Source organism: Streptomyces paromomycinus (assembly GCF_003865155.1).
GTDB classification, from domain to species: domain Bacteria; phylum Actinomycetota; class Actinomycetes; order Streptomycetales; family Streptomycetaceae; genus Streptomyces; species Streptomyces chrestomyceticus.
The window spans coordinates 5803295-5826184 of the sequence record NZ_BHZD01000001.1; the positions used below are offsets into that span (position 1 = coordinate 5803295).

Annotated in this window: 20 protein-coding genes; 11 read left to right on the forward strand and 9 right to left on the reverse strand. The window is 72.3% G+C overall.

Annotated features, from left to right (window positions below; translation table 11 throughout):
• Nucleotides 1-37 precede the first annotated feature (37 nt).
• The 4 genes from rsmA to OEIGOIKO_RS24855 all read left to right on the forward strand — a co-directional run bounded on the left by rsmA (nucleotide 38) and on the right by OEIGOIKO_RS24855 (nucleotide 4756).
• Entirely contained in the window at nucleotides 38-931 is an 894-nt protein-coding gene (rsmA, locus tag OEIGOIKO_RS24840) for a 16S rRNA (adenine(1518)-N(6)/adenine(1519)-N(6))-dimethyltransferase RsmA (RefSeq protein WP_125055879.1), read from the forward strand.
• Complete coding sequence (locus OEIGOIKO_RS24845; protein WP_125055880.1) at nucleotides 928-1833, forward strand: 4-(cytidine 5'-diphospho)-2-C-methyl-D-erythritol kinase; 906 nt, start codon at nucleotides 928-930, stop codon at nucleotides 1831-1833. The genes rsmA and OEIGOIKO_RS24845 overlap by 4 nt, the downstream gene beginning before the upstream one ends.
• A 152-nt stretch (nucleotides 1834-1985) precedes the next feature.
• The gene (locus OEIGOIKO_RS24850) at nucleotides 1986-3788 is read left to right on the forward strand and encodes an ABC-F family ATP-binding cassette domain-containing protein (protein ID WP_125055881.1); all 1803 of its coding nucleotides are present in this window, start codon (nucleotides 1986-1988) and stop codon (nucleotides 3786-3788) included.
• Nucleotides 3789-4039: 251 nt separating this feature from the next.
• Complete coding sequence (locus OEIGOIKO_RS24855) at nucleotides 4040-4756, forward strand: helix-turn-helix transcriptional regulator (RefSeq protein WP_125046533.1); 717 nt, start codon at nucleotides 4040-4042, stop codon at nucleotides 4754-4756.
• Nucleotides 4757-4765: 9 nt separating this feature from the next.
• Here OEIGOIKO_RS24855 and OEIGOIKO_RS24860 read toward each other — a convergent pair whose 3' ends face one another.
• On the reverse strand, nucleotides 4766-5062 hold the full coding sequence (locus tag OEIGOIKO_RS24860; RefSeq protein ID WP_125055882.1) for a hypothetical protein: 297 nt from the start codon (nucleotides 5060-5062) through the stop codon (nucleotides 4766-4768).
• 33 nt (nucleotides 5063-5095) lie between these two features.
• Nucleotides 5096-6766 carry a sodium:solute symporter family protein gene (locus OEIGOIKO_RS24865; RefSeq protein WP_125055883.1) on the reverse strand — a complete coding sequence of 557 codons (1671 nt, stop codon included), beginning with the start codon at nucleotides 6764-6766 and terminating at the stop codon, nucleotides 5096-5098.
• Between the two features lie 234 nt (nucleotides 6767-7000).
• On the opposite strand from OEIGOIKO_RS24865, the gene galT reads away from it, so the two are divergent.
• The 4 genes from galT (at nucleotide 7001) to OEIGOIKO_RS24885 (ending at nucleotide 11397) form a co-directional block, all read left to right on the forward strand.
• Nucleotides 7001-8047, forward strand: coding sequence for a galactose-1-phosphate uridylyltransferase (gene galT, locus OEIGOIKO_RS24870; RefSeq protein ID WP_125055884.1), 1047 nt, complete (start codon nucleotides 7001-7003; stop codon nucleotides 8045-8047).
• The gene (gene galE, locus OEIGOIKO_RS24875; RefSeq protein ID WP_125055885.1) at nucleotides 8044-9015 is read left to right on the forward strand and encodes a UDP-glucose 4-epimerase GalE; all 972 of its coding nucleotides are present in this window, start codon (nucleotides 8044-8046) and stop codon (nucleotides 9013-9015) included. The genes galT and galE overlap by 4 nt, the downstream gene beginning before the upstream one ends.
• Complete coding sequence (gene galK / locus OEIGOIKO_RS24880; protein WP_125055886.1) at nucleotides 9012-10274, forward strand: galactokinase; 1263 nt, start codon at nucleotides 9012-9014, stop codon at nucleotides 10272-10274. Before galE ends, galK begins: the two co-directional genes overlap by 4 nt.
• Before the next feature lie 343 nt (nucleotides 10275-10617).
• The gene (locus tag OEIGOIKO_RS24885) at nucleotides 10618-11397 is read left to right on the forward strand and encodes a response regulator transcription factor (RefSeq protein ID WP_032927488.1); all 780 of its coding nucleotides are present in this window, start codon (nucleotides 10618-10620) and stop codon (nucleotides 11395-11397) included.
• A 52-nt stretch (nucleotides 11398-11449) separates the two neighbouring features.
• On the opposite strand, the gene OEIGOIKO_RS24890 is transcribed toward OEIGOIKO_RS24885, so the two are convergent.
• The 3 genes from OEIGOIKO_RS24890 to OEIGOIKO_RS24900 form a co-directional block, all read right to left on the reverse strand.
• Nucleotides 11450-13534, reverse strand: coding sequence for a beta-galactosidase (locus OEIGOIKO_RS24890; RefSeq protein WP_125055887.1), 2085 nt, complete (start codon nucleotides 13532-13534; stop codon nucleotides 11450-11452).
• 201 nt (nucleotides 13535-13735) lie between these two features.
• Complete coding sequence (locus tag OEIGOIKO_RS24895; RefSeq protein ID WP_246177522.1) at nucleotides 13736-14674, reverse strand: SDR family NAD(P)-dependent oxidoreductase; 939 nt, start codon at nucleotides 14672-14674, stop codon at nucleotides 13736-13738.
• 75 nt (nucleotides 14675-14749) lie between these two features.
• Nucleotides 14750-15247, reverse strand: a complete 498-nt coding sequence (locus OEIGOIKO_RS24900; protein WP_031006950.1) for a MarR family winged helix-turn-helix transcriptional regulator — start codon at nucleotides 15245-15247, stop codon at nucleotides 14750-14752.
• 174 nt (nucleotides 15248-15421) lie between these two features.
• On the opposite strand from OEIGOIKO_RS24900, the gene OEIGOIKO_RS24905 reads away from it, so the two are divergent.
• Together OEIGOIKO_RS24905 and OEIGOIKO_RS24910 are read left to right on the forward strand one after the other, a co-directional pair.
• Nucleotides 15422-16240, forward strand: a complete 819-nt coding sequence (locus OEIGOIKO_RS24905; protein ID WP_125055888.1) for a trans-aconitate 2-methyltransferase — start codon at nucleotides 15422-15424, stop codon at nucleotides 16238-16240.
• A gap of 19 nt (nucleotides 16241-16259) precedes the next feature.
• Nucleotides 16260-16625: a VOC family protein gene (locus OEIGOIKO_RS24910; RefSeq protein ID WP_125055889.1), complete on the forward strand. Its 366-nt coding sequence runs from the start codon at nucleotides 16260-16262 to the stop codon at nucleotides 16623-16625.
• A 23-nt stretch (nucleotides 16626-16648) separates the two neighbouring features.
• On the opposite strand, the gene OEIGOIKO_RS24915 is transcribed toward OEIGOIKO_RS24910, so the two are convergent.
• Together OEIGOIKO_RS24915 and OEIGOIKO_RS24920 are read right to left on the reverse strand one after the other, a co-directional pair.
• Nucleotides 16649-17335, reverse strand: coding sequence for a TetR/AcrR family transcriptional regulator (locus OEIGOIKO_RS24915; protein WP_031006966.1), 687 nt, complete (start codon nucleotides 17333-17335; stop codon nucleotides 16649-16651).
• Nucleotides 17336-17360: 25 nt separating this feature from the next.
• Nucleotides 17361-18350 carry an acyl-CoA desaturase gene (locus OEIGOIKO_RS24920; RefSeq protein ID WP_125055890.1) on the reverse strand — a complete coding sequence of 330 codons (990 nt, stop codon included), beginning with the start codon at nucleotides 18348-18350 and terminating at the stop codon, nucleotides 17361-17363.
• Between the two features lie 405 nt (nucleotides 18351-18755).
• On the opposite strand from OEIGOIKO_RS24920, the gene ppc reads away from it, so the two are divergent.
• Nucleotides 18756-21548, forward strand: a complete 2793-nt coding sequence (gene ppc, locus OEIGOIKO_RS24930) for a phosphoenolpyruvate carboxylase (protein WP_371858961.1) — start codon at nucleotides 18756-18758, stop codon at nucleotides 21546-21548.
• An 85-nt stretch (nucleotides 21549-21633) separates the two neighbouring features.
• Here ppc and OEIGOIKO_RS24935 read toward each other — a convergent pair whose 3' ends face one another.
• Together OEIGOIKO_RS24935 and pth are read right to left on the reverse strand one after the other, a co-directional pair.
• Entirely contained in the window at nucleotides 21634-22167 is a 534-nt protein-coding gene (locus OEIGOIKO_RS24935; protein ID WP_125055891.1) for a hypothetical protein, read from the reverse strand.
• Between the two features lie 121 nt (nucleotides 22168-22288).
• Nucleotides 22289-22882 (reverse strand): aminoacyl-tRNA hydrolase, encoded by a 594-nt coding sequence (gene pth / locus OEIGOIKO_RS24940; protein ID WP_031006974.1) that lies wholly within the window; start codon nucleotides 22880-22882, stop codon nucleotides 22289-22291.
• Nucleotides 22883-22890 lie beyond the last annotated feature (8 nt).

Genomic DNA, 22890 nt, shown 5'->3' on the forward strand with positions numbered 1-22890 from the left:
TCGCCGACCGCGGCCCGGGGCGCCGTAAGCTGCACGGGTGAGCAACAGCAGCCCCACCGACGAGCCCGGCCCCCTCCTGGGCGCCGCCGACATCCGCGAACTGGCCACCGCGCTGGGCGTCCGCCCCACCAAGCAGCGCGGCCAGAACTTCGTCATCGACGCCAACACCGTCCGGCGCATCGTGCGCACCGCCGAGGTGCGGCCGGACGACACCGTCGTCGAGGTCGGACCCGGGCTCGGCTCGCTGACCCTGGCCCTGCTGGAGGCCGCCGACCGGGTCACCGCCGTCGAGATCGACGACGTGCTGGCAGCCGCGCTGCCCGCCACCGTCGAGACCCGGCTGCCCGGCCGCGCCGACCGCTTCGCGCTCGTGCACAGCGACGCCATGCTCGTGCGGGACCTGCCGGGGCCCGCGCCCACCGCGCTGGTCGCCAACCTCCCGTACAACGTCGCCGTTCCTGTCCTGCTGCACATGCTCGCGACGTTCCCCACCATCGACCGCACCCTGGTCATGGTCCAGTCCGAGGTCGCCGACCGGCTCGCGGCCCGGCCCGGCAACAAGGTGTACGGCGTGCCGTCGGTCAAGGCCAACTGGTACGCCGAGGTCAAGCGGGCCGGCGCGATCGGGCGCAACGTGTTCTGGCCCGCGCCCAACGTCGACTCCGGGCTGGTCTCGCTGGTCCGCCGGGAGAAGCCGGTCGAGACCACCGCCAGTCGCGAACAGGTCTTCGCCGTGGTCGACGCGGCGTTCGCCCAGCGCCGCAAGACGCTGCGCGCCGCCCTGGCCGGATGGGCCGGGTCCGCTGCCGCCGCCGAGACCGCGCTGGTCGCCGCCGGCGTCTCGCCGCAGGCCCGGGGCGAGGCGCTGACCGTCGAGGAGTTCGCCCGCATCGCCGAGCACAAGCCCGTCCACGAGGGGAGCGCCGCGTGACCGACCGGCCCGCCGTCACCGTCCGCGTACCCGCCAAGGTCAACGTGCAGCTCGCCGTCGGCGGCGCCCGCCCGGACGGCTTCCACGACCTGGCCAACGTCTTCCTGGCCGTCGGCCTGTACGACGAGGTCACCGCCACCCCGGCCGACGCCCTGCGGATCACCGCGACCGGCCCGGACACCGACCGCGTCCCCCTGGACCGTACGAACCTGGCCGCCCGCGCCGCGGAACTCCTCGCCGCCCGGCACGGCATCGCGCCCGACGTGCACCTGCACATCGCCAAGGACATCCCCGTCGCGGGCGGCATGGCCGGCGGCAGCGCGGACGCGGCGGGCGCCCTGGTGGCGTGCGACGCGCTGTGGGGCACCGGTGCCACCCGCGAGGAGCTGCTCGCGATCTGTGCCGAGCTGGGCAGTGACGTGCCGTTCTCGCTGGTGGGCGGGGCGGCGCTGGGCCGTGGGCGCGGCGAGCTGCTGACGCCGCTGGAGGTGGGCGGCACGTTCCACTGGGTCTTCGCGGTGGCCGACGGCGGCCTGTCCACCCCGGCCGTCTACGCCGAGTTCGACCGCCTCACCGAAGGCGTGAGCGTCCCCGCCCCGGAAGCGTCCCCGGCCCTGCTCGACGCGCTGCGCACCGGCGACCCGACCGCCCTGGCCCCCGCCCTCGCCAACGACCTCCAGCCCGCCGCGCTCTCCCTGCGCCCGTCGCTGGCCGCCACCCTCACGGCGGGCACCACCGCCGGAGCCCTGGCCGCCCTGGTCTCCGGCTCGGGCCCCACCACGGCCTTCCTCGCCAAGGACGCCGACACGGCCGCCTCGGTGGCCGACGCCCTGCTGACCTCCGGCACCTGCCGGGCCGCCCGGGTGGCGGCGGGACCGGTACCCGGCGCGACGGTCGTCTGAGGCCGTCCAAGGAGCGGGGGCGTGTGCGGCACCCCGGCCACCCCCGCGGCGCGCGGGGCCCCGGTTCGCACTCCCGCGCGGGAAGCACGCGGGGAAAAGCCTCCGGGGGCCGGACTAGGCTGTCGGGAGGACCCCGACCGATGGAGTGAAGTGTGGCCGTCAACCTCGTCAATCTGGAAGCCGTGGGCAAGGTGTACGGGACCCGTGCACTGCTCGACGGTGTTTCCCTGGGTGTCAATGAGGGGGACCGGATCGGCGTCGTGGGGCGTAACGGCGACGGCAAGACGACCTTGATCCGGATCCTCGCGAAGCTGGAGGACGCCGACGACGGCCGGGTGACGCACAACAGCGGACTGCGGCTCGGCGTGCTGACCCAGCACGACTCGCTGGACCCGGCCGCGACCGTGCGCCACGAGGTCATCGGCGACCTCGCGGACCACGAGTGGCGGGGCAACGCCAAGATCCGGGACGTGCTGACCGGGCTGTTCGGCGGGCTGGACCTGCCGGGGCTGGGGCAGGGCCTGGACACCGTGATCGGCCCGCTGTCCGGTGGTGAGCGCCGCCGGATCGCGCTGGCGAAGCTGCTGATCGCCGAGCAGGACCTGATCGTGCTGGACGAGCCGACGAACCACCTGGACGTCGAGGGCATCTCCTGGCTCGCCCGCCACCTGCGCGAACGCCGGTCGGCGCTGGTGTGCGTCACCCACGACCGCTGGTTCCTGGACCAGGTGTGCACCCGGATGTGGGACGTGCAGCGCGGCGACGTCCACGAGTACGAGGGCGGCTACAGCGACTACGTCTTCGCCCGTGCCGAGCGTGAGCGGATCGCCGCCAGCGAAGAGGCCAAGCGGCAGAACCTGATGCGCAAGGAGCTGGCCTGGCTGCGCCGGGGCGCTCCGGCGCGTACCAGCAAGCCGCGGTTCCGTATCGAGGCGGCCAACGAGCTGATCGCGGACGTGCCGCCGCCGCGGGACACCGCCGAGCTGATGAAGTTCGCGAACTCCCGGCTGGGCAAGACCGTCTTCGAGCTGGCGGACGTGACCGTGCAGGCCGGGCCCAAGGTGCTGCTCAAGCATCTGACCTGGCAGCTCGGGCCGGGCGACCGGATCGGTCTGGTCGGGGTGAACGGCGCGGGCAAGACGTCGCTGCTGCGGGCACTGGCCGAGGCGGCGCGTACGGAGGGCGAGGCGCAGCCGGCCGCGGGGAAGATCGTGGTCGGCAAGACGGTGAAGCTGGCCTACCTGTCGCAGGAGGTCGCGGAGCTGGACCCGGCGCTGCGGGTGCTGGAGGCCGTGCAGCGGGTACGGGAGCGGGTGGACCTCGGCAAGGGCCGGGAGATGACCGCGGGCCAGCTGTGCGAGAAGTTCGGCTTCACCAAGGAGAAGCAGTGGACGCCGGTCGGCGACCTGTCGGGCGGTGAGCGGCGGCGGCTGCAGATCCTGCGGCTGCTGATGGACGAGCCGAACGTGCTGTTCCTGGACGAGCCGACCAACGACCTGGACATCGAGACGCTGACGCAGCTGGAGGACCTGCTCGACGGCTGGGCGGGCTCGCTGGTGGTCATCAGCCACGACCGGTACTTCGTCGAGCGGACCACCGACCGGGTGTTCGCGCTGCTGGGCGACGCGACGCTGCGGATGCTGCCGCGCGGTCTGGACGAGTACCTGGAGCGGCGCCAGAAGGTGATCGACGCGGCGGCGCCCGCGTCCGCTCCGGCACCGGAGGCGCCGAAGCAGAAGCCGGCCGCCGTGACGCGGGCGGCGCAGAAGGAGCTGCAGAAGATCGAGCGGCAGCTCGACCGCATCGGCGAGAAGGAGGCGAAGCTGCACGCGCAGATCGCCGAGCACGCGACGGACTTCGAGAAGGTCGCGGGGCTGGACGCACAGCTGCGGGAGCTGGTGGGCGAGCGGGAGGAGCTGGAGATGCGGTGGCTGGAACTGGCGGAGGACGCGTAGCGGGGCACGCGTGGCGAAGGAGCCGCTACCGCCGGAGCCGGCCACGATCGATCGGCTCCGGCGCCTCTCCTGTCACATTCGGCCAAGAAACTGTGTGTAACCAACCATGACTGGCCGGGATTTCAGCATTACGACAGGCATCTTCCCCTTAGGGGGCGCGCAACGTCGAACAAGCGTGTAGCTTCCGGGGGCAAGGGGCCTGGCGAGGGCCGGGGGGCTGGGCTCGCCGGGGAATTTGGGGGGTTGCTGCAATGGGCGTGCGGCTGATGGTGGTCGACGATCACCGACTGCTCGCCGAGGCACTCGCCTCGGCCTTGAAACTGCGCGGCCACCGCGTGCTCGCGGCGGCCGCCCCGAGCGCCGGGGCGGCGGATCTGGTGGTGAGCCGGGCGCCCGAAGTGTGCCTGCTGGGCACGGCGTCCCCGGCCGAGCCGGGCGCCTTCGACCCGGTCGTACGGATCAAGAAGGAGCGGCCGCAGGTCGCGGTCGTGGTGCTCGGCCCGGTGCCCAACCCGCGCGGTATCGCGGCCGCCTTCGCCGCGGGCGCCTCCGGCTACGTACGCCACGACGAGCGCATCGAGGGCGTGGAACGCGCCATGATGAAGGCGCGGGCCGGGGAGGCGGCGATCGCGCCGCAGTTGCTCCAGCAAGCCTTCGAGGAGCTGCTGCATCCGGCGGCGCAGCCCGACGACGAGGGCGCCCGGCTGCTCCAGATGCTCACGCCGCGCGAGGTCGAGGTGCTGGTACGGGTCGCCGAGGGCGAGGACACCCGGCTGATCGCGGCCGGGATGGGCATCGCGCCGAGCACCGCCCGTACGCATGTGCAGCGGGTCCTGATGAAGCTGGGCGTGGGCTCGCGGCTGGAGGCGGCGGCGCTGGCGGCCCGTACGGGGCTGCTGGACCGGGCGGCGACCCGGGGCGCGGCCGCGCGCGAGGCGGCGGGGGCCGAGGCCGTCCCGCCGCCGTGACGCGCGCGGTCAGTCGGTTTCCTCCTGGAGGGCCGCCAGCTCCTCGGCGGTCGGCGGGACGACCGGGCGCAGCTTGATCCAGGCCAGGAAGAACAGGCCGAGCAGCAGCATGCCCAGGCCGGTCCAGAGGTTGATGTTGATGTCCTCGGCCTTCTTCAGGTCCGCGTCGGAGACGGTGAACCCGGCGATCATCACGATGACGCCGTAGACCGTGAACAGGCCGCCGATGATGAGCCGGATGTCGAAGAGCCGGGCGGCCGTGGCCGACCTGCGCTCCAGTTCGACCTCGTGCTGGTAGTCACTCATGGTGCGTGCGTTCCTTCGGCTGGGATGCGGGCGTCAGAAGGAGTACGGGACGTAGCAGAGCGCGGCGAGGACGATCGCGCCCCAGCCGAGCAGCGCCGGCTTGCGGTACCACGCGTCGTCGCCCGCGGCGGGCGGCTCGTCCAGGCCGGGGGACCGGGTGCCGTAGACCAGGCCGGCGAGTTCGGCCTCCGGCTTGGGCTCGGTGAACAGGGTGACACCGACCATCACCACGGCGCCGACGACGAAGGCGACGATCGCGGAGACGAAGTTGGCGCCCTGGTCGGTGGGGATGGCGATGATGCCCTGCTTGTAGATCCAGAAGTAGTTGATCATCGCGGCGGTGGTGCCCGCGACCAGGCCCCACACACCGGACTTCATGGAGGCCCGCTTCCAGAACATGCCGATGATGAAGACCACGAACATCGGCACGTTGAAGAAGGAGAACAGCGTCTGGAGGTAGCCCATGATGTTGTTGAAGCTGGCGGCCAGGAAGGCCGTACCGATGCTGCACAGCACGCCGACGGCGGTCACCAGGCGGCCGAACCGCAGGTAGTAGCGGTCCTCGCGGCCGGGCCGTACGTACTTCGCCCAGATGTCCGAGGTGAACACGGTGTTGAACGACGAGACGTTGGCGGCCATGCCCGCCATGAACGCGGCCAGCAGACCGGTGACCGCGATGCCCAGGACACCGTTGGGCAGCAGGTCCCGCATCAGCAGCGGAATGGCGTCGTTGTAGGTGAAGTCCGAGCCCTCGTGGCCGATCTGGGGCACGACGACCGCGGCGACCAGACCGGGGATCATCACCAGGAAGGCGATGAAGATCTTCGGGTAGGCGGCGATCAGCGGGGTGCGCTGCGCGGCGGAGAGGTTCTTGGCGGACAGCGCGCGCTGCACCTCGGCGAAGTTGGTGGTCCAGTAGCCGAAGGAGAGCACAAAGCCCAGGCCCAGGATGATCGTCAGCCAGTTGGCGCCCAGCGCGTTGGGCTCGCCGATGCCGGTGTTGTCCCACGCGGTCAGGAAGCTGTGCCCGTGGCTCTTGTCCAGCGACGAGGTCAGCCCGTCCCAGCCGCCGACCCGCTTGAGACCGATGACGCAGATCGGGATGAGCGCGGCCAGGATGACGAAGAACTGGAGCACCTCGTTGTAGATCGCCGAGGACAGGCCGCCGACGGTGATGTACGCGAGGACGAACACCCCGGCGACCACGATGGCCACCCACTGCGGCCAGCCCAGCAGCGCCTCCACGACGATCGACAGGGCGTACAGGTTGACGCCGGCGATGAGGATCGCGGCGAAGGCGAACAGCACCGAACTGAGCAGGTGCGCCGACTTGTCGAAGCGCTGGAGCAGGAACTCCGGTACGGAGCGCACCCGCGAGCCGTAGTAGAACGGCATCATCACCAGGCCGAGGAACACCATGGCGGGGATGGCGCCGATCCAGTACCAGTGCACGACGGCGACGCCGTACTGCGCGCCGGTGGCGGCCATGCCGAGGATCTCGGTGGCGCCGAGGTTGGCGGCGACGAAGGCGAGACCGGTGACCCAGGCGGGCAGCGACCGCCCGGACAGGAAGAAGTCCAGGCTGGTCTTCACGCTGCGCCGGGCGGCGAAGCCGATGCCGAGGACGACGGCGAAGTAGACGGCCAGAATCGCGTAATCGAGTCCGTTGGTGGGCAGCCGTAGCCCTGCGGCCAAGGTGATCATGGGGCACTCACTTCTCTGTGCGTGATGAACGCACAGGAAACTACGCGCGGTCCTTCAGAAACTGAAGACTTTTGTTCGTTCTCGTGGCCCCATCGTGATCGGAGTGGGTGCTTTGCGGTGAATAGTCCGGGTGTCGATCCGGCCGAGGTCAGGCGTTGACTGGGTTGTTTAGTTGTGCTTCATTGTGTGTGTTTGTGTTTGGTGGGTGTGACGGTGTGCCCGAGGAGTGCTCCAGTGAAGAAGACGATGACGCGGCTCGCCGACGGCCGGGAGCTCATCTACTACGACCTGCGTGACGACGTGGTGCGCGACGACACCGACCGCCGCCCGCTCGCCCCGGTCTCCACCGCCTCCGAGATCCGCCACGACCGCCTCCTGGGGGACGCGGTCGCCATCGCCTCGCACCGCCAGGGCCGTACGTACCACCCGCCGGCCGACGCCTGCCCGCTGTGCCCCTCCCGCGACGGCCGCGGCACCGAGATCCCCGCCGCCGACTACGACGTCGCCGTCTTCGAGAACCGCTTCCCCTCCCTGGCCGGCGACACCGGCCGCTGCGAGGTCGTCTGCTTCACCCCCGACCACGACGCCTCGTTCGCCGCCCTCACCGAGGAACAGGCCGCGCTCGTCCTGGAGGCGTGGACCGACCGCACCGCCGAACTCTCCCAACTGCCCGGCGTCCAGCAGGTCTTCTGCTTCGAGAACCGCGGCGCGGAGATCGGTGTCACCCTCGGCCACCCGCACGGCCAGATCTACGCCTACCCCTTCACCACCCCGCGCACCGAACGGATGCTCGACCGGCTCGCCGCCCACCGCACGGCGACCGGCGGCCGCAACCTCTTCGACGACGTCCTCGCCGACGAACGCGCCGACGGCCGCCGCGTCGTCCTGGACACCGAGCACTGGACCGCCTTCGTCCCGTACGCCGCCCACTGGCCGTACGAGGTCCACCTCTACCCCAAGCGCCGCGTCCCCGACCTGCTCGCCCTCGGCGAGGACGCGCGCACAGAGTTCCCACAGGTCTATCTGGAAGTCTTGCGGCGCTTCGACCGGATCTTCGGCCCCGGTGAGCCGCCGACCCCGTACATCTCCGCCTGGCACCAGGCGCCGCTGTACGCCGCCGACCGCGGCCAGTTCGCGCTCCATCTGGAGCTTTTCACCGTCCGCCGTACTTCCGGCAAGCTGAAGTTCCTCGCGGGTTCCGAATCCGGCATGAACGTGTTCATCAACGACGTGCCGCCGGAGGCTGCGGCCGAGCGACTGCGAGAGGTAGCGAGCGAGTGAGCGACAAGTACCTGGTCACCGGCGGCGCGGGATACGTGGGCAGCGTCGTGGCGGCCCACCTGGTCGAGGCCGGGCACACCGTCACGGTCCTCGACGACCTGTCCACCGGGCACCGTGAGGGCGTCCCGGCGGGTGCCGAGTTCATCGAGGGCCGCGTCCAGGACGCCGCCCGCCACCTGGACGCCTCCTACGACGCGGTGCTGCACTTCGCCGCGTTCTCCCAGGTCGGCGAGTCCGTCACGGCCCCCGAGAAGTACTGGCGCAACAACGTCGGCGGCACCATGGACCTGCTCGCCGCGATGCGCGCCGCCGGCGTGCGCACCCTGGTCTTCTCCTCCACCGCCGCCACCTACGGCGAACCCGAGTCGACCCCGATCACCGAGTCCGCGCCCACCGCGCCCACCAGCCCGTACGGCGCCTCCAAGCTCGCCGTCGACCACATGATCGCGGGCGAGTGCGCGGCGCACGGCCTGGCCGCCGTCTCGCTGCGCTACTTCAACGTCGCGGGCGCGTACGGCGCGTACGGCGAACGCCACGACCCCGAGTCGCACCTGATCCCGCTCGTCCTCCAGGTCGCCCAGGGCAAGCGCGCGGCCATCTCCGTCTACGGTGACGACTACCCGACGCCCGACGGCACCTGCGTACGCGACTACATCCACGTCGCCGACCTGGCGGAGGCCCACCTGCTGTCCTTGGAGGCCGCCGAACCGGGACAGCACCTGATCTGCAACCTCGGCAACGGCAACGGCTTCTCCGTACGCGAGGTGATCGAGACCGTCCGCAAGGTCACCGGCCACCCCGTCCCCGAGATCACCGCGGACCGCCGCGGCGGCGACCCCGCCGTCCTGGTCGCCTCCGCGCGGACCGCGATCGACCGGCTCGGCTGGCGCCCCAGCCGCACCGACCTGGCCGGCATCGTCGCCGACGCCTGGCGGTTCGCCCGGCAGAGGGAGACCGGCACCCCATGACCGACACCACCGGCCGGACCGCGGGTGAGGAGCAGCGCGCCCGGGACACCGCCGAGCGCTTCCGCGAGGTGTACGGCGCCGCCCCCGCCGGAGTGTGGGCGGCGCCCGGCCGCGTCAATCTGATCGGCGAACACACCGACTACAACGACGGCTTCGTGATGCCGCTGGCCCTGCCGCACACCACCCTCGCCGCCGCCGCGCCCCGCACCGACGGCGTCCTGCGGGTGCACTCCGGCGACGGCGGCGGCAGCGGTGACGGCCAGACCGTCGAACTGCGGCTGGACGCCCTGCGTCCGGCCCCCGACGGCGGCTGGGCGGCCTACCCCGCGGGCGTCGTCTGGGCGATGCGCGAGGCCGGACTGCCCGTCGGCGGCGCCGACCTGCACTACGACAGCACCGTCCCGGTCGGCGCCGGACTGTCCTCGTCGGCCGCCCTGGAGGTCGTCACCGCGCTCGCCCTGGACCACCTGTACGGACTCGGGCTCACCCGGCAGCGCCTGGCGCAGCTCGCGCAGCGCGCCGAGAACGCCTTCGTGGGCGTGCCCTGCGGCATCATGGACCAGACCGCCGCGGCCTGTTGCACGAACGGCCACGCGCTGTTCCTGGACACCCGCGACCTCTCCCAGCGGCAGATCCCGTTCGATTTGGCGGGGGAGGGGCTGCGGCTCCTGGTCGTGGACACCCGGGTGAAACACGAGCTGGGGGACGGCGCGTACGCCCAGCGCCGCGCCATGTGCGAGCGCGGTGCGCGGGCGCTCGGCGTACACGCGCTGCGCGATGTGCCGTACGCACACCTGCCCGCCGTACTGGACGGGCTCCCGGCGGAGCATGACGAGCCGGGCGTCGGGACGGGGGACGGCCCGGACGACCGGCCCGGCGACGGCGGCCCCGGTGTCCGCGCCGTCGTACGGCACGTCGTCACCGAGAACCGGCGCGTCGAGGACGTCATCGCCCGCCTGGACGCCGGCGAACCCCGTGCCATCGGCCCGCTGCTGACCGCCGGACACGCCTCGCTGCGCGACGACTTCCGGGTCTCCTGCGCCGAACTGGACCTGGCCGTCGACGCGGCGGTCGCGGCGGGCGCGCTGGGCGCCCGGATGACCGGCGGCGGATTCGGCGGCTCGGCCGTCGTCCTGGTCGAGGAGGCGGACACGGACACCGTCACCGCGCGGGTCACCGAGGCGTTCGCGGCGGCCGGGCACCCGGCGCCACGGATCTTTTTGGCCGTTCCGGGCGCGGGGGCCCGGCGGCTGCGCTGAGGCCCGGCGCCCGGTGCTCACCCCGCTCCGGGCGCCTGGCGGCCGGCCGCTGCGGCCGATCGGATTCGGACGAACCTTGTCGACTCGTGCCCCTCGACGGGCGCTGGGCCCCACTGTGAACACTTGGGCCGGGCAGTTTTGCCAATAGCCTTCCGTTGCCGCACCCCGTCCGTACTCTGAGTCCCAGCACCGGTGGGGGCCGGTGCTGATCAGGGGGCGAGACAGTCGGGTACGACGCCCGGGGTGGGGTAGCCAGGCGGCACGGCGGCGGCCGTGCGGCTGCGTCGGCCTTGGTCCCGGGCGCCGTGCCCACTTGGTCCGTTCCCCGAGACAGGGGGTCTCAGTGCAACGCATCCGGGTTCTGGTGGTCGACGACCACCGCATCTTCGCCGAGTCCCTGGCGGCCGCGCTCGCGGCCGAGCAGGACGTGGACGTGGCCGCGGCCGGCAGCGGACCGGCGGCTCTGCGCAGCCTGGAGCGGGCGGCCACGGACGGCCGGCGCTTCGACGTGATGCTCATCGACGCCGACCTCGGCACCGTCGCGGCGCCGCTGGCGTCCGTACCGGACCGGCCCGCGCCGGGCCGCGACAGCACCGCCGACGGCGGCCCGCTGGACGGCATCTCGCTGGTCGCCGGCGTCCGTACGGCCTACCCGTACGTCCGTACCGTCGTGCTCGCCGAGAAGGACGACCCGCGCCGGGCCGCCTTCGCGCTCCAGGCGGGCGCCGGCGGCTGGGTCGCCAAGGACTGCTCGCTCTCCCGCCTGCTCGCCGTCATCCGCGGCGTGCTGCGCGACGAGACGCATCTGCCGCCCGCGCTGCTGACCGGCGTCCTGCGGGAGCTGACGGCCGCACGCAAGCACCGTACGGAGAGCGAGCGGCTGGTGGAGTCGCTGACGCCGCGCGAGCGCGAGGTACTGCGCTGCATGGTGGCGGGCCTGGGCCGCAAGGCGGTCGCCGAGCGGCTGTTCCTGTCCCCGCACACGGTCCGTACGCACATGCAGAACGTGCTCGGCAAGCTCGGCGTCCACTCGACGCTCGCCGCCGTGGCACTGGCGCGGCGGGCCGGCGTGGGCCCGGTGGAGCTCGAACCGGCCACCGCCGCGGCGTCCGCGCTGACCTGAGGCGCGGCGCGGGCCCGCCCGCGCCGCCGCCCGGCACCGCCCGGGTCCCCGGTCAGCCGTCCGCGGGCACCGCCCCGCGCAGGTCCTTCAGCACAGCCGCACCACGGGCCGGCAGCCCTATCCGGTACGTGTGCTGCGCCCGCTCCCCGCGCGTCCCGGCGAGCGCGTCGGCCATCGGGCACGGCAGGGTGATGTCGGCTGCCCGCGTGCCGTGGTTGAGCAGGAAGAGGAAGCGGCCGCCGGGGCCTTCCCGGACGGTGGCCTGCACACCCTCGGGCAGCCCGGCCAGCACCGGCCGCACGCCCGCCGCCTCCCGTACCCGGTCCGTCAGGGCGCGCATCAGCGGCGGTGCGAGGCGGGTGCCGACGTACGTCACCGTGCCCGCGCCGTAGCCGTGCCGGGTGACGGCCGGGCCGCCCGCCAGGTCGCCGTCGGCGAACTCCGCGACGGGCTCGGCGCCTTCCGGGCGGACGGCCTCCGACCACAGGTCCGCCGTCCCGGCGGGCAGCTCCCAGCCGCCCGCCGCCCCCGTACGCGCCCGGCCGCCGCCCCGGCCCCGTACCCCCGCCACGCCCCGCACCCCCACCGTCGCGCCCTCGTCCAGCGGCCAGAACTCCTCCACCCGCAGGCCCAGCAGCGACCGCAGCGGCCCCGGGCAGCCGCCGGGATGCACCCGGTCGCAGCCGTCCACGACTCCGGAGAAGAACGACACCAGCAGGTGACCGCCGCCCCGTACGTACGACGCCAGGCGCTGTGCGACGGACGTCGTCACCAGGTACAGGTTCGGCACGACGACCAGCCGGTAGCCGGACAGGTCACGGTCCGGCGGCACGACGTCGCATGCCACCCCCGCCTCGAACAGCGGCCGGTAGTGCCCCAGCGCGAGCTCCGGCAGGCGCAGCGCCGTGGACGGGTGCGAGTCCAGCTCCAGGGCCCGCCAGCTGTCCCAGTCCGTCACCAGCGCCACCGTCGGCCGCACCACCCGCGTCCCCGCGAGCTCCGGTACGGACGCCAGCTCCCGCCCCAGGTCGCACACCTCGCGGAAGATCCGGGTGTCCGTGCCGGCGTGCGGCACCATCGCCGAGTGGAACTTCTCCGCGCCGCCGCGCGACTGCCGCCACTGGAAGTACAGGACCGCGTCCGCGCCCTGCGCGACGGCCTGCCAGCTCCACAGGCGCATCGCGCCCGGCGGCTTCGGCCCGTTGCGGGCCCGCCAGTTGACCGCGCCGGGCGCCTGCTCCAGCAGCAGCCAGGGTTGCCCGCCGCGCGCAGAACGCATCAGGTCGAAGGTGTACGCGGCCTTGAGGTGCGTCTCCGCGTCGAACGGGTCCTGGTAGAAGTCCAGCGCCATCGCGTCCATGTCGTGCGACCACGCGAAGGCGTCCACCGGCTTGTGGAACGGCATCAGGTTCGTGGTCACCGGCATCCCGGGGCACAGGCGCGCCAGGACCTCCCGCTCTGCCAGGTAGCAGTCGCGCAGCGCGTCGTCGCTGAAGCGCAGATAGTCCAGCTGATGGGCCGGGTTGGGGAAGGTGGGCGCGGTACGCGGCGGCAGCACCTCCTCGAAGTCCGAGTACGCCTGCGACCAGAAGGCCGTGGACCACGCGTCGTTGAGGCGCGCCACGCTTCCATACCGCCCGCGCAGCCACCGCCGGAAGTCCGCGGCGGACACGTCGCAGAAGCACTGGCGGGTGTGGCAGCCGTACTCGTTGCCGACGTGCCACAGGGCCAGCGCCGGATGCCCGGCATAACGGGCGGCGAGCCGCTCGACGAGCCGGACCGCGTGCTCGCGGTAGACCGGGCTGGAGGGGCAGTAGTGCTGCCGCCCACCGGGCCAGCGGCGCTGCCCGTCCGGGCCCTGCGGCAGCACCTCCGGGTGCGCGCGGGTGAGCCAGGGCGGCGGGGAGGCGGTCATGGTGGCCAGGCATACGCGGATGCCCGCGCCGCCGAGGCGGTCCATGACCCGGTCGAACCAGTCGAAGTCGTACGCCCCGGCCCGGGGCTCGGCCTTCGCCCACGAGAAGATCCCGGCCGTGACCATGGTGACGTGGGCCTGCTTCATCAGGCCGATGTCCTCTTCCCAGACCTCCTCGGGCCACTGCTCGGGGTTGTAGTCCGCACCGAAATGGATGCCCATCGGGTTCCCTTGGTCGCGAGGTGTGGCGGCACGAGCTGCGGGCGGCGCGGGAGCGGACCGCCCGTACCGTCATGATTCCCGCGGTGGGGCGGGGAAGTGCGCACATCCGGCCTTACGGGGGCGCGGCGGGCCGGTGCGGGGATGCCGGGACGGCGGCGGACCGCACCGCTGTGCTCCTCCGTCCGCCCCTTCGTCCGCCCCTCAGGACGACTCCTTGCGCACGCTCCAGCCCCCGTCCACCACCAGATCGGCACCGGTCACGTACGACGCGTCGTCGGAGAGCAGGAACGCGATGGCGGTCGCCACCTCCTCCGGACGCCCGAGCCGCCCGGCGGCGGTCGCCTCGGCGCTGGCCCGCCGGTCCGCCTCGCCGACCGCCTCCCAGGCCGCCGTCAGCACCGGGCCCGGCAGCACGCTGTTCACCCGCACCTGCGGCCCGTACTCGACCGCCAACTGACGCGCCAGGCCGGTCAGCCCCGCCTTCGTCGCGGCGTACGCGGGACGGCCCGGCAGCCCGAAGTGCGCCTGCACCGAGGAGGTGAGCACGACCGCGCCGCGCCGCTCCCGCAGGTCCGTCAGTACGGTCCGCACGCCCAGGAAGGCTCCCGTCAGGTTCACCGCCAGTTGCCGGTCCCAGTCCGCCGGCGCGGTCACGTCGGCGGGCGCGTGCGGCCCTTGCAGCGCCGCGTTGCTGACCAGCGCGTCCACCGGCCCGTACCGCTGCCGGGCGGCGTGCGCGGCGCGCTGCCAGTGGTCCTCGCGGGCCACGTCGCAGTGCTCGTAGGAGGCCCGGCCGCCGAGGGCGCGGATCCGGCGGGCGGTGCGCTCGCCGCGCTCGTCGTCGATGTCCAGGAGCAGCACCCGCGCGCCCTCGGCCGCCAGCCGGTCGGCGGTCGCCGCGCCGATCCCGGCGGCGGCACCGGTCACCAGGACCGTACGCCCGGTGAAGCGCGATCCGTCCGGTGCTCCCGCGGGCCGCCGGTGCCCCTGGCGCCGGGAGCGGCCCTGCTGCCCGTACGGGTCCTGGTGCCCGTACCCGGCCTCGTGTTTGTGCTGCCGGTCCTGGTGCTGTCCGTGCCGGTCCGCGCGCCCTGGCCCGCCTTCATGCCCCTGCTGGCCCCGCGGGCCGTGCTGGCTCATGGTCGCGATCCAAGCCCAACGGGCGGGGGCGCGGCAAGGGGACGTGGCGGGGCGCCGCGGCGGCCGGTCCGGCCGTCAGCCCGGCGTGTTGTCGAACGGGGCCGTCAACTGCCGCAGCAGTCCGGCCAGTTCACCGCGCTGCTGAGGGGACAGCTCGGCCAGGATCGCGCGCTCCTGGGTGAGCAGCCCGGCCAGCGACTCGTCGGCCGCCTCGCGTCCCTCCGGGGTCAGCCGGACCAGTACACCGCGCCGGTCGCTGGGGTCGGGCAGCCGTTCGACCAGGCCCTTCTTCGCCAGCCGGTCGATGCGGTTGGTCATCGTCCCGGAGGTGACCAGGGTCTGCGTCAGCAGCGCGCCCGGGGAGAGCTGATACGGGGCCCCCGCGCGGCGCAGCGCGGTGAGCACGTCGAACTCCCAGGGTTCCAGGCCGACCTCGGAGAAGGCGAGGCGGCGCGCGCGGTCGAGGTGTCTGGCCAGCCTGCTGATGCGGCTGAGGACCTCAAGCGGTTCCACGTCGAGGTCCGGGCGCTCCCGGCGCCATGCTGCGACCAGTCGGTCGACCTCGTCCTCCATGCTGATCAGTGTAGTTGGTCTGTCGACATGAAGTCTCTTGGTGTCAAGCCTCTCGACACCGAATCTCTTGACGTCGAGATATATTTCGGTGGACTATTGGGCATCGTCGGCGATGGGCTCACGCTGCGCTCGCGTGGCCTGTACCAACCCTGCGTCAGCCGAAGGGGTTCGAACATGCACGTCGCACCAACCTGGGATCCGCAGCAGTACCTGCGCCACGCCGGACACCGCACACGCCCGTTCCACGATCTGCTCGCCCGCATACCCGAGCTGCCCCACCGCAACCGCCCCGCCCGCATCGCCGACCTGGGCTGCGGCCCCGGCAACGTCACCGTCCAGCTCACCGACCGCTGGCCCGACGCGCACATCACCGGCCTGGACAACTCCGCGGACATGCTCAAGGAAGCCGACCTGTACGCCGGACCCACCCCCGGCGGCGGCCACCTCGACTTCACACACGCCGACGCCGCCGTCTGGCGCCCCGCCGAACCGTTCGACCTGATCGTCTCCAACGCGGCGCTGCAATGGGTCCCCAACCACCCCGAATCCCTCCCGGCCTGGATCGACGGCCTCACCCCCGGCGGCACCCTCGCCTTCCAGGTCCCCGGCAACTTCACCTCGCCCAGCCACGCCCTGCTCGGCGAACTCTGCGACGAACCCCAGTGGCGCGACCGCCTCGCCCTCCACGGCCGCCGCTTCGTCCACATCCTCGACCCCACCGCCTACCTGGAACGCCTCACCGCGCTCGGCTGCGCCGTGGACGCCTGGGAGACGACCTACGTCCAGCTCCTCCAGGGCGAGGACCCGGTCCTCGACTGGGTCAAGGGCACGGCCCTGCGCCCCGTACTGACCGCCCTGGAGGGCGACCCGGCCGCCCGCGACGAATTCCTGTCCCAGTACCGCGACCTGCTCCGCAAGTCCTATCCACCCGGCCCGCACGGCACGGTCTTCCCGTTCCGCCGCATCTTCGTCGTGGCCCGCAAGGAACACTGACCCCCGATGAGGTGAAGCCATGATCACCGGCCTCGACCACGTCCAGCTCGCCGCACCCCCAGGCAGCGAAACCATCCTGCGCGCCTTCTACGGCGGCGTCCTCGGCCTCCGGGAAATCCCCAAGCCGCCGTCGCTCGCCGCGCGGGGCGGATGCTGGTTCGAGGCCGGCCCCACCACCCAACTCCACCTGGGCACCACCCCCGACTTCCACCCGTCCCCCAAGACCCATCCGGCCTTCCGCGTCACCGAAATCCACACCCACGCCACCCGCCTCACCGCCCACGGCATCCCTGTGGTGTGGGACGACAACCTCCCGGGCCACCACCGCTTCTACACACACGACCCCGTGGGCAACCGGCTGGAATTCCTGGAATCCCCGGAGTGAGGCGGGCCCGGCGCGGTCCCGGATCAGGCCCGCCGATGGCCTATCAGCCGTGGCTTCGGTTCCAGACCGTCCAGGCCGTGCCAGGCCAGGTTGACCAGGTGGGCGGCCACCTCGGACTTCTTCGGTTTGCGGACGTCGAGCCACCACTGGCCGGTCAGGGCGACCATGCCGACCAGAGCCTGGGCGTACAGGGGGGCCAGTTTCGGGTCGAAGCCGCGGGCCTTGAATTCCAGGCCGAGGATGTCCTCGACCTGGGTGGCGATGTCGCTGATCAGGGAGGCGAAGGTGCCGGTGGACTGGGCCACGGGGGAGTCGCGGACCAGGATGCGGAAGCCGTCGGTGTAGGTCTCGATGTAGTCGAGGAGGGCGAACGCGGCCTGTTCGAGGAGTTCGCGGGGGTGACCGGCGGTCAGGGCGCCGGTGACCATGTCCAGCAGCTGGCGCATCTCGCGGTCCACCACGACCGCGTACAGGCCCTCCTTGCCGCCGAAGTGCTCGTAGACGACCGGCTTGGAGACGCCGGCCTTCGCGGCGATCTCCTCGACCGAGGTGCCCTCGAAGCCGCGTTCCGCGAACAGGGCGCGACCGATGTCGAGCAGCTGCTCACGGCGCTGGGCGCCCGTCATCCGCACCCTGCGGGTGCGCCGGGTCCCCGCGCCGGAGGGGGCCTTGCCCTGGTTGTCGTTCACGCTGCTGCCGTCGATCGCCACCCGTCAATGATGCCTTCCCCGGCTGTCACCGGCCGGTACCCCCGGGCGCGGCCGCGTCCAGACGCTTCGCGTCCAGGCGGGAGGCGTTCGGCCAGCGCACGTCGTACGCCCAGCCGGCCTTCTCGAACCAGCGGATCAGGCGGGCGCTGGAGTCGAGCTGCCCCTTCATGACGCCGTGCCGGGCGCACGTCGGGTCGGCGTGGTGCAGGTTGTGCCAGGACTCGCCGCAGGAGAGCACCGCGAGCCACCAGACGTTGCCGGAGCGGTCGCGGGACTTGAACGGGCGCTTGCCGACCGCGTGGCAGATGGAGTTGATGGACCACGTGACGTGGTGGAGCAGGCCGACGCGGACCAGGGAACCCCAGAAGAACGCGGTGGCCGCGCCCTGCCAGGACAGCGTGACCAGGCCGCCGACCAGGGGCGGAACGAGGAGGGAGACGACGGTCCACAGGACGAACTGGCGGGAGATCCGGCGGATCGCGGGGTCCTTGATCAGGTCCGGCGCGTACTTGTGCTGCGGCGTCTGCTCCTCGTCGAACATCCAGCCGATGTGGGCCCACCACAGGCCCTTCATGAGCGCCGGCACCGTCTCGCCGAACCGCCAGGGGGAGTGCGGGTCGCCCTCGGCGTCGGAGAACTTGTGGTGCTTGCGGTGGTCGGCCACCCAGCGCACCAGCGGCCCCTCGACCGCCAGCGACCCCATGACCGCCAGGGCGATCCGCAGCGGGCGTTTGGCCTTGAAGGCGCCGTGCGTGAAGTAGCGGTGGAAGCCGATGGTGATGCCGTGGCAGCCGATGAAGTACATCGCCGCCATCAGCGCCAGGTCGAGCCAGCTGACGCCCCAGCCCCAGGCCAGCGGCACCGCCGCCACCAGCGCCACGAAGGGCAGGGTGATGAACAGCAGCAGGGTGATCTGTTCGAGCGAGCGTTTGCTGTCGCTGCCGAGGGTCGCGGACGGCAGTGGCGTTTCGGCGGGTGCGGGAGTCTCTTCGACGACTTCGGTGCCAGCGGTCATGTGGTGTCCCTCGTCGGGGCTCGGGGGCACGGTTACGGCTACGGGACCGTAACCTACGGTCACGTAAGTATGGCAGCGCCGCCAGGACGGGCAAGGGTCCGACAGGTCGGTAACGGGTGACCGAATTGCGGCAGAAACGGCGAGAAGCAAGGTGCGGGGACCGTGCAAGTTCCGTCACATCCGGACGACGGTCAGGTGTGAGCGCCGCCCCGGACAGGTAGGTGCCCACCAAACGGACAGGGTGATCCGCCGACGCCGCGGAGACCTATCCTGGGGAACGTCGGACAGCGCGGTCCGCGAACCGCCCCCAGCGCCGCCGGGCACCCCCCGGCAGCCGCTGCGGAGCACCCCTGCCAGCGCCCGGACGTGCTCAGATCACGAAGATCACTGCAAGGAGCCGCACCTGTGAGCAGTGCCGACCCCACCCCCGCCGCGAACGACGAGCGCACCGGCGCCACCGGCGCCACCGACGCCACCGCCCCCGCCGGCGCCGCACGCGACAACGGGCCCCTGCGCGCCGACATCCGCCGCCTCGGCGACCTCCTCGGCGAGACCCTCGTCCGCCAGGAAGGCCAGGAGCTGCTGGACCTCGTCGAACAGGTGCGCGCCCTGACCCGCACCGACGGCGAGGCCGCCGCCCGGCTCCTCGGCGACACCGACCTCGCCACCGCCGCCAAGCTGGTCCGCGCCTTCTCCACCTACTTCCACCTCGCCAACGTCACCGAGCAGGTGCACCGCGGCCGCGAACTGCGCGCCCGGCGCGCCGCCGAAGGCGGCATCCTCGCCCGCACCGCCGACATGCTCAAGGACGCCGACCCCGAGCACCTGCGCGCCACCGCCGCCAACCTCGGCGTACGGCCCGTCTTCACCGCCCACCCCACCGAAGCCGCCCGCCGCTCCGTCCTCACCAAGCTCCGCAAGGTCGCCGAGCTGCTGGACCGCACGGACACCGGCGAACGCCGCCGCGCCGACCTGCGCCTCGCCGAGAACATCGACCTCATCTGGCAGACCGACGAACTGCGCGTCGCCCGCCCCGAGCCCACCGACGAGGCCCGCAACGCCATCTACTACCTCGACGAGCTGGGCCGCGGCGCCGTCGGCGACGTCCTCGAAGACCTCGCCGCCGAACTGGAACGGGCCGGCGCCCAGCTCCCGCCCGGCACCCGCCCCCTCACCTTCGGCACCTGGATCGGCGGCGACCGCGACGGCAACCCCAACGTCACCCCCCAGGTCACCTGGGACGTCCTGATCCTCCAGCACGAACACGGCATCACCGACGCCCTCGAACATGTCGACGAGCTGCGCGGCGCCCTGTCCAACTCCATCCGCAACTGCGGCGCCACCGACGAACTCCTCGCCTCCCTCCAGCAGGACCTCGACGCCCTCCCCGAGATCAGCCCCCGCTACAAGCGGCTGAACGCCGAGGAGCCCTACCGCCTCAAGGCCACCTGCATCCGCCAGAAGCTCGTCAACACCCGCGAACGCCTGGCCAACGACACCCCCCACGTCCCGGGCCGCGACTACCTCGGCACCACCGGTCTCATCGAGGACCTCACCCTCATCCAGACCTCGCTGCGCGAGCACCGCGGCGGCCTCGTCGCCGACGGCCGCCTGGAACGCACCATCCGTACGATCGCGGCCTTCGGCCTCCAGCTCGCCACCATGGACGTCCGCGAACACGCCGACGCCCACCACCACGCCCTCGGCCAGCTCTTCGACCGCCTCGGCGAGGAATCCTGGCGCTACACCGACATGCCGCGCGACTACCGCCGCAAGCTCCTCGCCAAGGAACTGCGCTCGCGCCGCCCCCTCGCCCCCAGCCCCGCCCCCCTCGACGAGGCCGGCGCCAAGACCCTCGGCGTCTTCCGCACCGTCCTCAAGGCCAAGAAGACCTTCGGCCCCGAGGTCGTCGAGTCCTACATCATCTCCATGTGCCAGGGCTCCGACGACGTCTTCGCCGCCACCGTCCTGGCCCGCGAGGCCGGCCTCATCGACCTGCACGCCGGCTGGGCCAAGATCGGCATCGTGCCGCTCCTGGAGACCACCGACGAGCTGAAGATCGCCGACCAGCTGCTGGACGAAATGCTCGCCGACCCCTCCTACCGGCGCCTGGTCGCCCTGCGCGGCGACGTCCAGGAGGTCATGCTCGGTTACTCGGACTCGTCGAAGTTCGGCGGCATCACGACCTCCCAGTGGGAGATCCACCGCGCCCAGCGCCTGCTGCGCGACGTCGCCCACCGGCACGGCGTACGCCTGCGCCTCTTCCACGGCCGCGGCGGCACCGTCGGCCGCGGCGGCGGCCCCTCCCACGACGCGATCCTCGCCCAGCCCTACGGCACCCTCGAAGGCGAGATCAAGGTCACCGAACAGGGCGAGGTCATCTCCGACAAGTACCTGGTCCCCTCCCTCGCCCGGGAGAACCTGGAACTGACCGTCGCCGCCACCCTCCAGGCCTCCGCGCTGCACACCGCACCGCGCCAGTCCGACGAGGCACTCGCCCGCTGGGACGCCGCCATGGAGACCGTCTCCGACGCCGCCCACGGCGCGTACCGCAAGCTGGTCGAGGACCCCGACCTGCCCGCGTACTTCTTCGCGTCCACCCCCGTCGACCAGCTCGCCGAACTCCACCTCGGCTCCCGGCCCTCCCGCCGCCCCGACTCCGGCGCCGGACTCGACGGCCTGCGCGCCATCCCGTGGGTCTTCGGCTGGACCCAGTCCCGCCAGATCGTCCCCGGCTGGTTCGGCGTCGGTACGGGCCTCAAGGCCGCCCGCGAAGCCGGACTCGACGTCGTCCTCGACGAGATGCACGAGCACTGGCACTTCTTCCGCAACTTCCTGTCCAACGTCGAGATGACACTGGCCAAGACCGACCTGCGGATCGCCCGCCACTACGTCGACACCCTCGTCCCCGACGAGCTCCAGCACGTCTTCGACACGATCAAGGCCGAGCACGAACTGACCGTCCAGGAAGTCCTGCGCGTCACGGGCGAGAGCGAACTGCTCGAATCCAACCCGGTGCTCAAGCAGACGTTCCACATCCGCGACGCCTACCTGGACCCGATCTCCTACCTCCAGGTCACCCTGCTGCACCGCCAGCGGGCCGCCGCGGAGCGGGGAGAGGAAGCCGACCCGGTACTGGCGCGGGCGCTGCTGCTCACCGTCAACGGGGTGGCGGCGGGGCTCCGCAACACCGGGTGAACCGGACGGCAGACCGCTAGGACACACAACGTTGGCCGGGACCCAAGCCCCGGCCAACAGCCGTACGCGGAGACGAACCCTCCGCCTACAGCGCCGCGAACGTCGCCCCCAGCAGCACCGTCCCCATCAGCCCCATCACCCAGGCCGTACGCCGCAGCTTCATACCGCCCGCCACCACCAGAGCCGCCAGCAGCAGCGACCCCGCGAACGGCACCCACGCATGCAGCACGCCACCCGCACCGATGCGCACAGCCCGGTCCGTACCCGGCTTCACCGTCACCTCGACCTGCTCCCCCTTGCCCGGAGCGGCCGCGGCGGCTATCGACACCTGAGTCCGGCGCCGGCTGCCCTCCAAAGGCAGGTACGGGCCCGTGCACCGGTCCTCGTGGCAGGCCGTCACCGTCATCGTCCCGCGCTCCCGCGCCTCCACGAGCATCGCGTACCGCGCCGTGTTCCACGACGTCCAGACACCCGCCACCAGCAGCAGCAGCGCCAGCGCGCCCATCAGCCCCGTACGGGCGACGAGCAACAGCCCGTAGGCGCTCTCCCCCATACGGCGGGTACGGCTGCGTTTGACGGGGCGGCTGCGCTTCTTGCTGCTCGGGCGGCTCTTGGGCATGGCGGCGATCCTTGGCCATATGACTGCGCGCGGTCAACCTGAGGGGCCGGTCCGTGCCACCTGACGTGCCGGTCCGTGCCACCTGGGGCGCCGCCCCACGCAACCTGGGACGCCGCCCCGGTCAGGAGTTGTACGTGCTCTGCGCCCGCTCCAGACCGTCCAGCACCAGCCCCTCCACCGCGTCCGCAGCCCGGTCCACGAAGTAGTCCAGCTCCTTGCGCTCCGCGCCGGAGAAGTCCTTCAGGACAAAATCCGCCACCTGCATCCGCCCCGGAGGACGGCCGATACCGAACCGCACCCGGTGATAATCCGGCCCCAGCGACTTCGTCATCGACTTCAGACCGTTGTGCCCGTTGTCGCCGCCGCCCAGCTTCAGCCGCAGCGCCCCGTAATCGATGTCCAGCTCGTCGTGCACCGCGACGATGTTCGCCACCGGAACCTTGTAGAAGTCCCGCAGCGCCGTCACCGGGCCACCCGACAGATTCATGTACGTCATCGGCTTGGCCACCACCACCCGCCGGCTCCCCGGCCCCGGCGGACCGATCCGGCCCTCCACGACCTGCGCCCGCGCCTTGTGCGCCTTGAAACGCCCCCGCATCCGCTCCGCGAGCAGATCCGCCACCATGAACCCCACATTGTGGCGGTTGGCCGCGTACTCCGGGCCCGGGTTGCCCAGCCCCGCGATCAGCCAGGGGCCCTCGGCGTCCGTCGTCATCCTCATGT

What these genes read in the sequence shown, in the direction of transcription:
- OEIGOIKO_RS24895 (WP_246177522.1), bottom strand. Translation starts at nt 14,674, where the DNA reads ATGAGCCAGCACGGCCCGCGGGGCCAGCAGGGGCATGAAGGCGGGCCA.
- galK (WP_125055886.1), top strand. Translation starts at nt 9,012, where the DNA reads ATGACCGACACCACCGGCCGGACCGCGGGTGAGGAGCAGCGCGCCCGG.
- pth (WP_031006974.1), bottom strand. Translation starts at nt 22,882, where the DNA reads ATGACGACGGACGCCGAGGGCCCCTGGCTGATCGCGGGGCTGGGCAAC.
- OEIGOIKO_RS24890 (WP_125055887.1), bottom strand. Translation starts at nt 13,534, where the DNA reads ATGGGCATCCATTTCGGTGCGGACTACAACCCCGAGCAGTGGCCCGAG.
- OEIGOIKO_RS24855 (WP_125046533.1), top strand. Translation starts at nt 4,040, where the DNA reads ATGGGCGTGCGGCTGATGGTGGTCGACGATCACCGACTGCTCGCCGAG.
- OEIGOIKO_RS24935 (WP_125055891.1), bottom strand. Translation starts at nt 22,167, where the DNA reads ATGCCCAAGAGCCGCCCGAGCAGCAAGAAGCGCAGCCGCCCCGTCAAA.
- OEIGOIKO_RS24910 (WP_125055889.1), top strand. Translation starts at nt 16,260, where the DNA reads ATGATCACCGGCCTCGACCACGTCCAGCTCGCCGCACCCCCAGGCAGC.
- OEIGOIKO_RS24905 (WP_125055888.1), top strand. Translation starts at nt 15,422, where the DNA reads ATGCACGTCGCACCAACCTGGGATCCGCAGCAGTACCTGCGCCACGCC.
- OEIGOIKO_RS24860 (WP_125055882.1), bottom strand. Translation starts at nt 5,062, where the DNA reads ATGAGTGACTACCAGCACGAGGTCGAACTGGAGCGCAGGTCGGCCACG.
- OEIGOIKO_RS24920 (WP_125055890.1), bottom strand. Translation starts at nt 18,350, where the DNA reads ATGACCGCTGGCACCGAAGTCGTCGAAGAGACTCCCGCACCCGCCGAA.
- OEIGOIKO_RS24865 (WP_125055883.1), bottom strand. Translation starts at nt 6,766, where the DNA reads ATGATCACCTTGGCCGCAGGGCTACGGCTGCCCACCAACGGACTCGAT.
- OEIGOIKO_RS24900 (WP_031006950.1), bottom strand. Translation starts at nt 15,247, where the DNA reads ATGGAGGACGAGGTCGACCGACTGGTCGCAGCATGGCGCCGGGAGCGC.